The sequence below is a fragment of the Streptomyces sp. UF-297 genome (assembly GCF_058245575.1).
In genome coordinates this window covers 13,645-26,325 of record NZ_JBSIBZ010000028.1, presented here as the reverse complement: position 1 = coordinate 26,325, position 12,681 = coordinate 13,645, and the positions used below count along the sequence as shown (strand labels likewise).

Genomic DNA, 12,681 nt, shown 5'->3' with positions numbered 1-12,681 from the left:
TCCCGGGCCTCGCCCGGAGCCGAGCGGGCGTACTCCATCGGCCCGGCGGACTCCGCGCGCTGTGCCGACTCGGCTGTCCCTGCTGCCTCGGCTGCCTCGGCGAACTCCGTGAATTCGTCCACCAGCGCCTCGCAGAAGGCCTTCAGGTCGTCGGGCCGACGGCTGGTGATGACGGTGTTGGGACCGCCGTCGCAGACCATCACCTGGACGTCGGCCCACTCCCCGCCCGCGTTGCGGATGTCGGTGCGCAGGCTGGGCCAGGAGGTGACGGTCCGGCCGCGCAGCACATCGGCCTCCACCAGCGTCCAGGGCGCGTGGCAGATCGCCGCGACCGGGCGGCCGGTCGCGAAGAACTCCCGGACGAAGGCGACGGCCCGCTCGTTCAGGCGCAGTTGGTCCGGATTGGCCACCCCGCCCGGCAGCACCAGCCCGTCGTAGTCCTGGGCGGGCACCTCGTCGATCACCTTGTCCACGTCGAAGGTGTCCGCCTTGTCCAAGTGGTGGAAGGCCTGGATCCGGCCGTGCGCGGTGGAGACGAGATGCGGGGTGCCACCGGCGTCCAGGACCGCCTGCCACGGGTCGGTCAGCTCGATCTGCTCGACACCTTCGGGAGCCACGAGGAAAGCGATCTTCATGGGACGGCGCTCCTTTCCGAACTCAACTACGGCAGGGCTCCCCAGCGTGTAACCCGAGCCGTCGGCCCCAAACTCCACCGCCCGCTCTTGGGCCTCTTCGGTATCAGCTCCCGGCCCGCCGCTCCCCCACCTCGGCCACCAGCCTGGTGGCCAGCGGCGCCGGTACGCCGTGCCGCCCGGCGGCCCGCAGCAGGGCGCCGCCGATCGCGTCCAGTTCCAGCGCGCGCCCCGCCTCCGCGTCGCGCTGCATCGAGGACTTCGCGTCCGCGGGGAAGGCGTCGAGAAGGCCCAGCACCGCGGCGGTGTCGGCCGGCGCCCCGCAGGCCCGGCTCACCGCGGCGGTCTCCTCCACCAGCGCCAGCAGTTCCGCGCGGTGCCGGGTCCGTACGTCGCCGACGGCGAGCCCGTAGCGCGTGGTCAGCAGCGCGAAGGGCAGGAGGAAGGCCATCTTCGCCCACAGGGCCGCGCCCTCGCCCTCGCGCACCCGGGTACGCACACCGGCGGAGGTCAGCGACTGCGCCACCGCGTCGAGGTGTTCCGGCGGCACCGGGTCGCCGGCCAGATCGACCTCGGTGAACGGGTTGCCGTGCTCGATCGCTCCCGGGGCGGTGCGGGTCGACTCGACGCGGATGACGCCGGGGGCCACCCGCTCGGGGCAATAGCGCCCGCGCAGGACGGCCGGGTGCTCGATTCCGTTGAGGAACGGCACGACCAGTCCGTCGCCCAGCGCCGCGGGCGGCACCCGCTCCAGGGCCGCCTGGAGCGCGGTCGCTTTGACGGTGACCAGGCACAGGTCCACCGGTTCGCGCAGTGCGGTGTCCGCCTCCACGCGCACGGCGAACGCGCCGAACTGCCCGCTGCGCACCCGGATTCCGTCCCGGCGCAGTACGCCCGCCGTAGCGTCCCCGCAAAGACAGATCACCCGGTGCCCGGCCCGCGCCAGCAGACCGGCCAGCAGCCCCCCGACCCCGCCGGGGCCGAGCACTGCAATCGTGCGTACAGCTTCGCCACTCACAGAGATTCCTCTCGCCAGGACCGCGACCATCGCCTCGACCGCGGCGCGCGGCCCGGCAGTGCGAACGGCGCGCCCGGTACGCGCCGCCGATGATCACAAGCCGAGAAGACCCAAGTCAATCCTCGGGTCATGTTGCACACTTCAAAGCAATTGCTTGGGTACGGAACTTCTCATCGCCCGGCACCGCGATCAGTGGAACCGAATGGGCGGCTCCGGTGTATGGAAAACCGAAAAGGTTTTGCGGGCGAGTGGAGGGGGCCATTCAGATGCACGGGGGAAGCGAAGGGTGCGGACGCGCTATAGAGCGTGGTGGGGCAATAGCGCACGGTGGGGCAAAAGATGCCGCGGGGTGTATGGACTCCACGCGACCGCGGCGCTCGGGGAATCAAGCGGGAGCGCGCGGGATGAGATGACAGACCCAGTCGGCGATCGTGGAGAGGGCGGGTGGGGTGATGGGACGGTTTTACCGTGCTTTTACCGTGGCCGAATTCGTTTCGCCCGCCTCCCGATCTTCGCCAACTCCCCATCCACGGCGCCCGCGTACGGCGACTCGGCGGTCACGGTGAACAGCTGAGCACATTCCGACAGACAGACCCTTACCGAGCGCGAGGGAGCCCATCGTGATCAATGTGTTTCAGCCCAGTCTGGGGGAAGAGGAACTCAAGGCTCTGGGCGATGTGTTCGCGAGCAACTGGCTGGGCCACGGCCCTCGCACCCAGGCCTTCGAAGCGGAATTCGCCGAGCATCTGGGAGCCCGCCCCGAGCAGGTGCTGTTCATCAACTCCTGCACGGCAGGCCTCTTTCTGGCCACCGAACTGCTGGGCCTGGGCCAGGGCGACGAGGTGGTGCTGCCCTCGGTGAGCTTTGTCGCCGCCGCCAACGCCATCGCCGGCACGGGCGCCCGCCCGGTCTTCTGCGACGTGGATCCGCGCACCCTCAACCCGACGGCGGACCACATCGCCCAGGCCCTGACGCCTCGTACGAAAGCCGTCGTGGTGCTGCACTACGGCGGCTACCCGGGCGATATCGCCGCCATCGCCCAGCTGTGCCGGCAGCGCGGCATCCCGCTGATCGAGGATGCCGCCTGTGCGGTGGCCTCCCGCGCGCAGGACACCGCCTGCGGCACCTTCGGCGACATCGCCACCTGGAGCTTCGACTCGATGAAGGTCCTGGTCACCGGCGACGGCGGGGCCTTTTACGCGCGCGATCCGGAACTGGCCCGGCGGGCCAGGACGCTGGCCTACCACGGCCTCGCCCAGTCCAGCGGGTTCACCGCGGCCAAGGTCTCCCACCGCTGGTGGGAGCTGAACGTCGAGGGCTTCGGGCGGCGCATCATCGGCAATGACATCACCGCGGCACTGGGCAGCGTCCAACTGCGCCGGCTGCCCGACTTCGTGGCCCGGCGCGCCGAGGCGGCCCGCGCCTACGACCGGCTGCTGGCCGACACCGAGGGGATACGGCTGCCGCCGCCGCTGCCCGCCGGGCACACCAGCTCGTACTACTTCTACTGGGTGCAGCTGCCCGCCGACATCCGCGACCAGGTGGCCGCCGACCTGCTGGAGCAGGGCATCTACACCACTCTGCGCTATCCGCCGCTGCACAAGGTCCCGGCGTACGAGGCCGAGGGCCCCGACCTGCCCGGCACGGACGAGGCGGCGGCCACCACCCTGCTGCTGCCGCTGCACCAGGCGCTGACCGACGCCGAGGTGCGGACGGTGGCCGAGGCCCTGCGCACGGCCGTCGCCGACCGCACCAGGAGCCGGGAGAACGGCAGCCGGTGATGCGGATCGAGCAGACCGCCGTCCCCGGGGCGTATCTCGTCACCCCGCACCAGCTCCATGACGAGCGGGGCAATTTCTTCGAGGGCCTGCGCACCGACGAACTGGCGCGGGAGCTGGGCCACCCCTTCGTCCCGCGCCAGATCAACTACTCCACCTCCCGGCGCAACACGCTGCGCGGCCTGCACAGCGTGACCGTCCCGCCGGGCCAGGCCAAGTACGTCACCTGCGTCCGGGGAGCGCTGCGGGACATCGTCGTCGACCTGCGGCTGGGCTCCCCCGCCTTCGGGCGGTTCGCGAGCCAGGAGCTGGACGCGGCATCGGGCCGCGCGGTCTATGTCCCCGAGGGCGTGGCGCACGGCTTTCTGACGCTGACCGACGACACCTGCATCTGCTACGTGCTCAGCACCACCTACGTCCCGGGCACACAGATCGACATCGACCCGCTGGACCCGGACCTGGCGCTGCCCTGGGGCTTCACCGAGGCACCGCTGCTCTCCGAGAAGGACGCGCGGGCCCCCACGGTGGCGCAGGCCGCGGCGGCCGGGGTGCTGGCCCACTGGCAGGACGGCGACGCGGGCACAGCGGCGCCGTAGGGCACCACGCCGCAGGGCACCACCCGATGGGCCCCGCCTCGGCTTGCGAGGCGGGGCCCATCGGCTTTCGGTCGCCCCTGGGCGCCCGGGGTCAGCGCGCCCGCCGCGGCCCCCGGACTCCGGCCGGCCCCGTACGGCGGTGGCCGTTCAGGCCGCCGAGGCCCGCCGCGCGGCGTATCCCGTGCAGCAGTTCCGCCTGCTGCCGGGAGTCCTCCGTGGGCGCCCACCCGCTGCGTACGGCGCGGGCGAACGCGGCGACCGCCGCGGCCACCTGATCCTCGGCCGCCAGCCGGATCTCCTCGCCGCCCTCGCCGTGCTCCACCCGCACGACAGGCGGGCGGTCCGCGGGCGGGGTGAAGGCGTGCTCCAGGGTGATCCGGCCCTGGCTGCCGCACAGCTCATAGGCCGAGCGGTAGCCGTGGTCCAGGCCGAAGGCCAGCTGGGCGGTGACCCCGGCGGGGGTGCGCAGCAGCGCGCTGCCGCCGGTGTCGACGGAGAACCCGGGGCCGCGGGTGAGCGAGGCCCCCACGACGTCCAGGGCGTGCCCCAGGAAGTGCAGGGCGGCCCGCACGGGGTAGACGCCGGTGTCCCACAGGGCGCCGCCGCCCAGTTCGGGCCGGTAGCGGATGTCGGTCCCCGGGCGGCGCGGGACGGTGAACTCGGCGCGAAAGGCGCGCAGTTCGCCGATGGCCCCCTTGCCGACCAGCTCCCGTACGGCCTCGTGCTGGCCGTGGTGGACGAACATCACGTTCTCCACCAGCACCCGCCCGCGCTCTTGGGCGAGCGCGAACAGCCGCGCGGTCGCGTCCCGTTGGAGGGTGAGCGGCTTCTCCGCCAGCACGTGCCGCCCCGCTTCCAGGGCGGCGCGGGTCCAGCGCTCGTGCAGGGCGGCGGGCAGCGGCACATACACCGCGTCGAGCGTGTCGTCGGCCAGCAGCGCCTCGTACCCGTGGACGGCCCGGCACCCGTACTGCCGGGCCGTGCTCTCGGCCGTGTCCCGGCTGCGGCTGGCGACCGCGGCCACCTCCACGGCCGGGCAGGCCGCCATGGCGGGCAGCATCCGGCGGCGGGCGATGCCGGCGCATCCCAGGACGCCCAGGCGTACGGGCGGCCCGGGCACGGCGTCCGGCCCCGCGCCGTCGGCGCTCAGCACGGCGCCGCCCCGCTGTTGAGGACCGACAGCAGGGTACGGGCCTGCACATTGACGTAATGGCCGTGCTGGGCCAGGGCGTTGAGCTGCCCCGGTGTGACCCACTGGAAGCCGGGCGGGGGCGCGGTGACGTCCTCGGCGCCGGGGATGCCCGCGGCGTCGACGAGCAGATAGCGGCTGACGGCGTTCAGGAAGCGGCCGCCCTCCTCCGAGTGCACCGCTTCGTAGCGGATCCGCTGCGGGCCGGCGGTGAGCACGTCCTGGAGGAAGCGCGGCTGCTCCTCGGGCGGCAGGAAGTCCCAGTTGCCCGGCTGGCACTGTACGGTCGGCCCCAGTTCGACGGTGTCCAGGAAGCCGCCCTCCACGCGGGCGTGTGCCAGCAGGTGCACCGCCCCGCCGATGCGGCGGGTCAGGAACGCGGCCACGCCCGGCGCGACCGGTTCGAACAGCGGCTGGGTCCAGCCGGTGACCTCGCGGTTGCCGGCCGCCACCTGGACGGCCACCACCTTGAAGTGCCGCCCCTGGTCCTCCTCGATGAACTCCTCGCTTCGCCGCCAGCCCTTGACCTGCTCCAGCGGGATGCGCTCGATGTGCACCTCGTGCCGGGAGCGCTCGGAGGTGAACCAGGACCGCAGGTCCGCGTCGGACAGCAGCGCCGTGCCCTGCGCGCGGTCGGTCGGCGCGCTGGCCAGGACCGTACGGGAGTCCATGTTGACCACGTTGTCCCGGGTCAGCAGCTCCCCGATCTGGCCCAGGGTCAGCCAGCAGAAGTCCGGGTCCGGCGGCGGCTCGTCGTCCGTCTCCACGATCATGTTGCGGTTGACCTTGCGGAAGAACCAGGCGCCGTGCTCGGACTGCAGGACGTCGGTGAGCACCCGCCGCCTGCCGGGCCGGACGAAGTAGTCGATGTACTTCACGTCCGCGCCCCGGTGGACCTTGGTGTAGTTGCTGCGGGTGGCCTGCACCGTCGGGGAGAGCTGGAGGAGGTTGGGGTTGCCCGGCTCCATCTTGGCCTGCATCAGGAAGTGCAGTACGCCGTCGAACTCCTTGGCCAGGATGCCCAGGATGCCGATCTCCGGCTGCTTGATGATCGGCTGCTGCCACTCGCGAAAGGGCCCCTCGCTCACCTTGGCGTGCAGGCCCTCCACGGTGAAGAACCGCCCGCTGTGGTGGCGCAGATTGCCGGTGTCCGGCGCGAAGGACCAGCCCTCCAGCTCGGCGAAGGGGATCCGCCGGACCGCGAAGTGGTGCGCCCGGCCGCGCCCGGCCAGCCAGGCGGCGAAGTCGGCGGTGCGCAGCTGGACGCCCTCGGTGCGCTCGGCTGCCGAGCGGGCGAACCGTGCGGCCAGGGCGGTGTCCGTCCGCGGGCGCAGGGAAACGTCGCCGCTCATGAGCGGGCCCCCACGAACTCCCGTATGGAGGCGACGACATAGTCGATCATCTCGTCGGTGAGGGCGGGGTAGACGCCGGTCCAGAAGGTGTGCTCGGTGATGATGTCGCTGTTGTCGAGCGTGCCGACCACGCGGTGCGGCTGGCCGATGTAGGCGGGGTGGCGGGTGAGGTTCCCGGCGAACAGCCGCCGGGTGCCGATCTTGCGGTCCTCCAGGAAGTCCACCAGCTCCGCGCGGCCGAACGGCGCCTCGGGGTCCACCGTCAGCGCGAACCCGAACCAGCTGGGGTCGCTGCGCTCGGTGGCCCGCGGCAGCACCAGGTGGGGCGTGCCCTCCAGGCCCTCCCGCATCCGCCGCCAGTTGCGCCGGCGGGCTTCGATGAAGTCGTCCAGCTTGGCCAGTTGGGTCAGTCCGAGCGCCGCCTGGAGATCGGTGGCCTTCAGGTTGTAACCGACGTGGGAGAAGATGTACTTGTGGTCGTACCCGGCCGGCAGGGTGCCCATCTGGTAGTCGAAGCGCTTGAGGCACTTGTTGTTCTCGCCGGGCTCGCACCAGCAGTCCCGCCCCCAGTCGCGCAGCGACTCCACGATCCGGGCCAGCGCCATGTTGGCGGTCAGTACGCACCCGCCCTCGCCCATCGTCAGATGGTGGGCCGGGTAGAAGCTGACCGTGGTGATGTCCCCGAAGGTGCCGGTGAGCTGCCCGTCGTAGGTGGAGCCGACCGCGTCGCAGTTGTCCTCGATGAGGAACAGGTCGTGGGCCTCGGCGAGTTGGGCGATCTCGGCGACCTCGAAGGGGTTGCCGAGCGCGTGCGCGATCATGATGGCGCGGGTCCTGGGGCCGATCGCCTGGGCGACCCGGTCGGCCGTGGTGTTGTACGTGCCCAGCTCGACGTCGACGAAGACGGGGACCAGGCCGTTTTGCAGGATGGGGTTGACGGTGGTGGGGAAGCCCGCCGCGACGGTGATCACCTCGTCGCCGGGGCGCAGCCGCCGCTCCTCCAGCTGGTGCGAGGTGAAGGCGGCCATCGCCAGGAGGTTGGCGGAGGAGCCGGAGTTGGTCAGGTGGGCCTTGCGCAGCCGCATCCGCTTGGCGAAGCGCGACTCGAACAGCCGGGAGCTGCGCCCGGCGGCGATCCGCAGTTCGAGGGCCGCCTCGACCAGGGCCGCGCGGTCCTCGTCGTCCAGTACGGCGCCGGAGGGCCAGATCTCGGTGGTGCCGGGTACGAACCGGTCGTCCCCCTGGGTGTCCTGGTGGAACTTGCGCACCTCGTCCAGGATCAGGTTCTTGTGCTCGCTCACGGCCGGGTCACCTCTGCTCGTTGTCGAAGTCGCTGGGAGCGGCGTCGTATTTGGCGGCCTTCCACCAGTCGGGGTGGTCGCCGTACCAGGCGACGGTGTCCGCCAGGCCTTCGGCGAAGGGGATGCGCGGCGCGTAGCCCAGCTCGTCGCGGATCTTGGACTCGTCCAGGGCGTAGCGCAGGTCGTGGCCCTTGCGGTCGGCCACCGGGCGGACCATCGACCAGTCCTCGCCGCACAGCCGCAGCAGGTGTTCGGTGATGGCGCGGTTGGTCTGCTCGTTGCCGCCGCCGACGTTGTAGATCTCACCGGCTCGTCCGCGGGAGAGGACGAGCTGGATGGCGCGGCAGTGGTCGTCCACGTGCAGCCATTCGCGGATGTTGCGCCCGTCGCCGTACAGGGGGACCTGGCGGCCCTCCAGCAGGTTGGTGACGAACAGCGGGATCAGCTTCTCGGGGTGCTGGTAGGGGCCGTAGTTGTTGGAGCAGCGGGTGATGGACACATCCAGGCCGTGGGTGCGCCAGTAGGCGCGGGCCACCAGGTCCGAGGCCGCCTTGGAGGCCGCGTAGGGCGAGTTGGGCAGCAGCGGGAAGTCCTCGGTCCACGAGCCGGTCTCGATGGAGCCGTACACCTCGTCGGTGGAGACGTGCACCACCCGCTCGACGCCGGCGCGCACACACGCCTCCAGCAGGGTCTGGGTGCCGCCGACGTTGGTCGTCACGAACTCGGCACCGGACTCCAGGGAGCGGTCCACGTGCGACTCGGCGGCGAAGTGCACCACCGCGTCGTGGCCGGGCAGCAGGTCGCGCAGCAGATGCGCGTCGCACACATCGCCGCGGACGAAGTCCAGGCGCGGGTGGGAGGCGGGGAGGTTGTCGCGGTTGCCCGCGTAGCTGAGCTTGTCCAGGACGGTGACCTGGGCGGTCTCGTAGCGCTCGTAGTGCCCTTGGAGCAGGCTGCGGGCGTAGTGCGAGCCGATGAACCCCGCGCCGCCGGTGACCAGGATCCTCATGCCGCCACCTCGATGCGGGTGTGGTCGCCGACCACCAGCCGGTGGTGGGAGTCGCCGGTGCCGGGGCGGCTGGCGCGGACGCTGGCGCCGCGGCCGATCAGGGAGCCGCGCAGCCCGTGGACCTCGGCGATGGTCGCGCCGTCCAGCACGATGGAGTCGCTCAGCCGGCTGGCCCGCACCTCGCAGCCGCGGCCGATGGAGGTGTCGGGTCCGATGCGGCTGTCCTGGACGAGGGCGCCAGCGCCGATGATCGCCGGGCCCTCGATGCGGGAGCCGACGATGCGCGCGCCGGCTTCGATCACGACCCGGCCGCGCAGTTCGCTGGCGCCGTCGATCTCGCCGCGGACGGCCGGCTCCAGGTCCGCCAGGATGCGCCGGTTGCACTCCAGTACGTCCTCGACCCGTCCGGTGTCCTTCCAGTAGCCGTCGTAGGCCGTGGCCTTGACCTCGCTGCCGCGGGTCACCAGCCACTGGATGGCGTCGGTGATCTCCAGCTCGCCGCGGGCGCTGGGGCGGATGGCGGCCACCGCCCGGTGGATGGCGGCGGTGAAGAAGTAGACGCCGATCAGCGCGAGGTCGCTGCGGGGCCGCTCGGGCTTTTCCACCAGGCCCGTCACCCTGCCGTCGGCGTCCAGCTCGGCGACCCCGAACGCGCGGGGGTCGGGCACCTTGTGGACCACGACCTGGGCGGCGGGGCGGTGGGTCAGGAAGTCCTCGGCGGGCGTGGCGATCCCGTCGACCAGCATGTTGTCGCCGAGGTACATCACGAAGTCCGCATCGCCCAGGAAGGGGCGGGCGATGGCCACGCAGTGCGCCAGGCCCTTGGGCTCCTCCTGCGGGATGTAGGTGACGCGTACGCCCAGGCGGGAGCCGTCGCCGATGACCTCGGCGATCTCGGAGCCGCGGTCACCGACGATCACGCCGATCTCGGTGACGCCGATATTCCGTATATTCTCCAGGACATGCTCGAGAACGGGCTTGTTGGCTATCGGGATGAGTTGCTTGGGCATGGAATAACTGAAAGGGCGAAGCCGCGTTCCGGCCCCTCCTGACAGCACCAGAGCTTTCATGGAAGTTCTCTCCTCGTCGCCCGGTGAGTTATGGCTTTGATCCCCCGCGTGAGCACGATGGCCCAAGGGCAGCGGGAAGTCGGGACGGCCTCTTTTTGATGTTCCGTCAGGCCCGTAACCGCCTTGCACTAATGACATACACAGTGCGGGCAATGCTTTCGGATACCTTCTTCAGTGCCGTCCGATGGGTCAATGCATAGCTGCCTTTTACGTTAACTTGACCCCGCATGCATCAGGTCGGCGCATGGAATATTCCGGCGACCGATTCATAGGGCAATTTCTTTGCGGCACACCCGTGTTGAGCCGCCTGTCATCTGCATGGCGCAGGTAATTCGCCCCAGGTGACATACATCGGGCGGTACGGGTTACGAAGAGGCCGGGCGAGTGCAAGTTACCCGCGAACAAGCCGGTCGCAACACGGACAACCATCAAAGAACGGGAGACCGTTGAATGACGGAGAATCTTGAGGCCAAGAAAGCCGTAGCCGCCCGCCACCAGGACACCACCACCGATCCGACCACGTTCGAACTACTGGATCAGGAATGGGATCTGCTGCCGGGCGTTTTCGCACCGTTCCTCTCGTCATCCACCGAGATCTACACCCAGTGGTTGCCGTATCCGGAATCCGGCGCGCTGCTGGAAATGGGCTGCGGTACCGGCGTGACCGCGATTTCGGCGGCGCAGAACGGATGCGCACAGGTCACCGCGGTGGACATCAGTCAGGCCGCGGTGGAGAACTGCCGCCGCAACGCCGTACGACACGGCGTGGCCGACCGGGTGCGGGTGCTGCACAGCGACATGTTCGGCGCGCTGGACCCGCAGGACAGGTTCGATGTCGTCTTCTGGAACTCCAACGCCGAGGAGGCGCCCGCCGATTACTCCTACTCCAGCGACATCGAGCGGTCCATCCTCGACAGCGGCTACGCCTGCCACCGCGCCTATCTCCAGGAGGGGCCGAAGTACCTGACGGAGAACGGCAGGCTGCTGCTGGGCTTCAACAGCAGGGGAAACCGCGCCCTGCTGGACCGGCTCGCCCAGGAGGCCGGTCTGCGCATCGTGGAACTGCAGTACACCAGCCGTGAATTCCTGGACCGCAAGACCCTGGAGTTCCGGCTGCTGGAACTCCTCCCGGCACACTAGAGGCGAGGGCCGTACCCCCTGTCCGTACGGCCGCCTCCCCCGCCTGCCGCTCCCGCACATACGGCGGCCTGCCCCGGGCCACAGCTCCGGGGCAGGCCGCCGTACGCGTGCGCGCCCGGGTCAGGCGCCGCCCGCCCGCGCCTTCGAGGCGGACACCAACTTCTCGACCACGCCCATGACTTCGGCCGGCGACGGCAGCCCGGCGATCTCCCGCGCGATGACCTCGGAGCGCTCGCGGTAGGCCTGGTCCGCCAGCATCCGCTCACAGGCCCGGGCGATGTCCTGCGGCGCCTTGGCGTCCTGCGGCAGCTCCAGGGCCGCGCCGCACGTGAAGAGCGCGTCCATCTCGCCCAGCGACGGCAGTTCCCGCACGAACAGCTGGGGCACCCCGCAGGTCAGCGCGGTCATGATGGTGCCGGTGCCGCCGTGGTGCACGATCAGGTCGCAGGTGGGCACGATGACGTCCATCGGCACCCAGCCCACGCGCACGCCGGGCACGTCCAGCTCCCCGCGCAGCCACTGCGCGGCCTCGTCGGGCACGGCGAGCACCACCTCCACCCCCAGCGCGTCCAGCCGCCCGGCCACCTCGCGCAGCACCTGCACGCCCATGGTGTGCGGGGTGCCCTCGCTGGTGACCCGGCTGCCGCTGGTCAGCAGCACCCGGCGACGGCCGGAGCGGGCGAGCATCCACGGCTCCAGCTCCCGGTAGGTGTTGCCCGCCACCCAGCGCAGCGGCTGCGAGGGCGGCGCGCCGGGCGGCGCGAGGCTGGGCGGGCACACCTCCAACAGCAGGTCGGGCGGCGGCAGTTCGGCCAGCCCCCACTGCTTCAGCAGCGGCTGCAGCGCCGCGATGCCGCCCGCCTTGTACTCCCGGCAGTCGATCCAGCCCCACGGCTGCTCGACCCAGGGCACGCCCAGGCGGTGGGCCAGGAGCGGGGCGGCGAAGCACACCGGCCCGCCGGCGATCACGTCCGGCCGCCAGTGCCCGGCCAGCTCCAGCAGCGGCGGCAGGCTCTCCTCGGTCAGCTTCGCGTACCACTGGCCGACCAGGTGCATCTGCTCGTGGATGTCCTCGGGCAGCGCCTCGGGCTTGCCGGAGGCGTCCTCCTCGGTGAACTGCTGCTTGTCGTCGGCGGATACGGACAGCGGCGGCAGCCCGACCTGTGCGATGGCGGGCGTGACCTTGTCGGGTCCCGCCATCATGACCTCGTGCCCGGCGGCCCGTGCGGCGTGCGCCAGCGACGCCTGGTCGAACACCGCGCCGGGACTTCCTCCCGTGATGAATAGCGCCCTCATGACACCCTCTCCCCGTTGACCGGCTCCGGCAGTGCTAGGTCCTGTCGTCAAAGTCCCGTCTGCCTGGCGACGCCTGGCACGCACGCTCGCCGCGTTGTCGGGCTCACCCCGGTACACCCAGTACCGGGGCGACCCTCCGCCTTGCGATCGCACGCGCCAGACGCCGCCAGGCCCGCCCTCCGGGCGAACGACGGGACTGTGACGACAGGCCCTAGGGCGTGTCCGCGAAGCCCCGCCGTCCGCGAGGTCCCGGCTGCGGCGCGAGGCCCGCAACGCCCTGAGTGCGGTGAGGGCAGCCTC

The 12,681-nt window shown here is 71.1% G+C and carries 10 protein-coding genes and 1 pseudogene; 3 read left to right on the top strand and 8 right to left on the bottom strand.

Annotated elements, in window-relative coordinates; translation table 11 throughout:
- Positions 1-98: 98 nt before the first annotated feature.
- Both AC4IJH_RS18190 and AC4IJH_RS18185 read right to left on the bottom strand, forming a co-directional pair.
- A pseudogene (locus AC4IJH_RS18190) lies at positions 99-635 on the bottom strand (type 1 glutamine amidotransferase domain-containing protein); the annotation flags it as partial.
- 103 nt (positions 636-738) lie between these two features.
- Complete coding sequence (locus tag AC4IJH_RS18185) at positions 739-1,680, bottom strand: ketopantoate reductase family protein (protein ID WP_490852789.1); 942 nt, start codon at positions 1,678-1,680, stop codon at positions 739-741.
- Between the two features lie 590 nt (positions 1,681-2,270).
- On the opposite strand from AC4IJH_RS18185, the gene AC4IJH_RS18180 reads away from it, so the two are divergent.
- Positions 2,271-3,431: a DegT/DnrJ/EryC1/StrS family aminotransferase gene (locus AC4IJH_RS18180; protein WP_490852788.1), complete on the top strand. Its 1,161-nt coding sequence runs from the start codon at positions 2,271-2,273 to the stop codon at positions 3,429-3,431.
- Positions 3,431-4,024 (top strand): dTDP-4-dehydrorhamnose 3,5-epimerase family protein, encoded by a 594-nt coding sequence (locus tag AC4IJH_RS18175; RefSeq protein WP_490852787.1) that lies wholly within the window; start codon positions 3,431-3,433, stop codon positions 4,022-4,024. Before AC4IJH_RS18180 ends, AC4IJH_RS18175 begins: the two co-directional genes overlap by 1 nt.
- Before the next feature lie 91 nt (positions 4,025-4,115).
- Here AC4IJH_RS18175 and AC4IJH_RS18170 read toward each other — a convergent pair whose 3' ends face one another.
- The 5 genes from AC4IJH_RS18170 to AC4IJH_RS18150 are packed head-to-tail and all read right to left on the bottom strand — an operon-like array spanning position 4,116 to position 9,945.
- A complete protein-coding gene (locus tag AC4IJH_RS18170; RefSeq protein ID WP_490852786.1) occupies positions 4,116-5,177 on the bottom strand; it encodes a Gfo/Idh/MocA family protein in 1,062 nt (353 codons plus the stop codon).
- Complete coding sequence (locus AC4IJH_RS18165) at positions 5,171-6,565, bottom strand: NDP-hexose 2,3-dehydratase family protein (RefSeq protein ID WP_490852785.1); 1,395 nt, start codon at positions 6,563-6,565, stop codon at positions 5,171-5,173. Before AC4IJH_RS18165 ends, AC4IJH_RS18170 begins: the two co-directional genes overlap by 7 nt.
- Complete coding sequence (gene rfbH, locus AC4IJH_RS18160; RefSeq protein ID WP_490852784.1) at positions 6,562-7,866, bottom strand: lipopolysaccharide biosynthesis protein RfbH; 1,305 nt, start codon at positions 7,864-7,866, stop codon at positions 6,562-6,564. Before rfbH ends, AC4IJH_RS18165 begins: the two co-directional genes overlap by 4 nt.
- Positions 7,867-7,873: 7 nt before the next feature.
- Entirely contained in the window at positions 7,874-8,875 is a 1,002-nt protein-coding gene (gene rfbB / locus AC4IJH_RS18155; protein ID WP_490852783.1) for a dTDP-glucose 4,6-dehydratase, read from the bottom strand.
- Positions 8,872-9,945 carry a glucose-1-phosphate thymidylyltransferase gene (locus AC4IJH_RS18150; protein WP_490852782.1) on the bottom strand — a complete coding sequence of 358 codons (1,074 nt, stop codon included), beginning with the start codon at positions 9,943-9,945 and terminating at the stop codon, positions 8,872-8,874. The genes rfbB and AC4IJH_RS18150 overlap by 4 nt, the downstream gene beginning before the upstream one ends.
- 450 nt (positions 9,946-10,395) lie before the next feature.
- On the opposite strand from AC4IJH_RS18150, the gene AC4IJH_RS18145 reads away from it, so the two are divergent.
- Entirely contained in the window at positions 10,396-11,085 is a 690-nt protein-coding gene (locus AC4IJH_RS18145) for a methyltransferase domain-containing protein (RefSeq protein WP_490852781.1), read from the top strand.
- 120 nt (positions 11,086-11,205) lie between these two features.
- Here the strand turns inward: AC4IJH_RS18145 and AC4IJH_RS18140 are convergent, their stop codons facing one another.
- Positions 11,206-12,381, bottom strand: coding sequence for a nucleotide disphospho-sugar-binding domain-containing protein (locus AC4IJH_RS18140; RefSeq protein ID WP_490852780.1), 1,176 nt, complete (start codon positions 12,379-12,381; stop codon positions 11,206-11,208).
- Positions 12,382-12,681: the final 300 nt, after the last annotated feature.

Coding starts and splice junctions, on each gene's coding strand:
- AC4IJH_RS18165 (WP_490852785.1), bottom strand. CDS start 6,565: ATGAGCGGCGACGTTTCCCTGCGCCCGCGGACGGACACCGCCCTGGCC.
- AC4IJH_RS18145 (WP_490852781.1), top strand. CDS start 10,396: ATGACGGAGAATCTTGAGGCCAAGAAAGCCGTAGCCGCCCGCCACCAG.
- AC4IJH_RS18150 (WP_490852782.1), bottom strand. CDS start 9,945: ATGAAAGCTCTGGTGCTGTCAGGAGGGGCCGGAACGCGGCTTCGCCCT.
- AC4IJH_RS18175 (WP_490852787.1), top strand. CDS start 3,431: ATGCGGATCGAGCAGACCGCCGTCCCCGGGGCGTATCTCGTCACCCCG.
- rfbB (WP_490852783.1), bottom strand. CDS start 8,875: ATGAGGATCCTGGTCACCGGCGGCGCGGGGTTCATCGGCTCGCACTAC.
- AC4IJH_RS18140 (WP_490852780.1), bottom strand. CDS start 12,381: ATGAGGGCGCTATTCATCACGGGAGGAAGTCCCGGCGCGGTGTTCGAC.
- AC4IJH_RS18185 (WP_490852789.1), bottom strand. CDS start 1,680: ATGGTCGCGGTCCTGGCGAGAGGAATCTCTGTGAGTGGCGAAGCTGTA.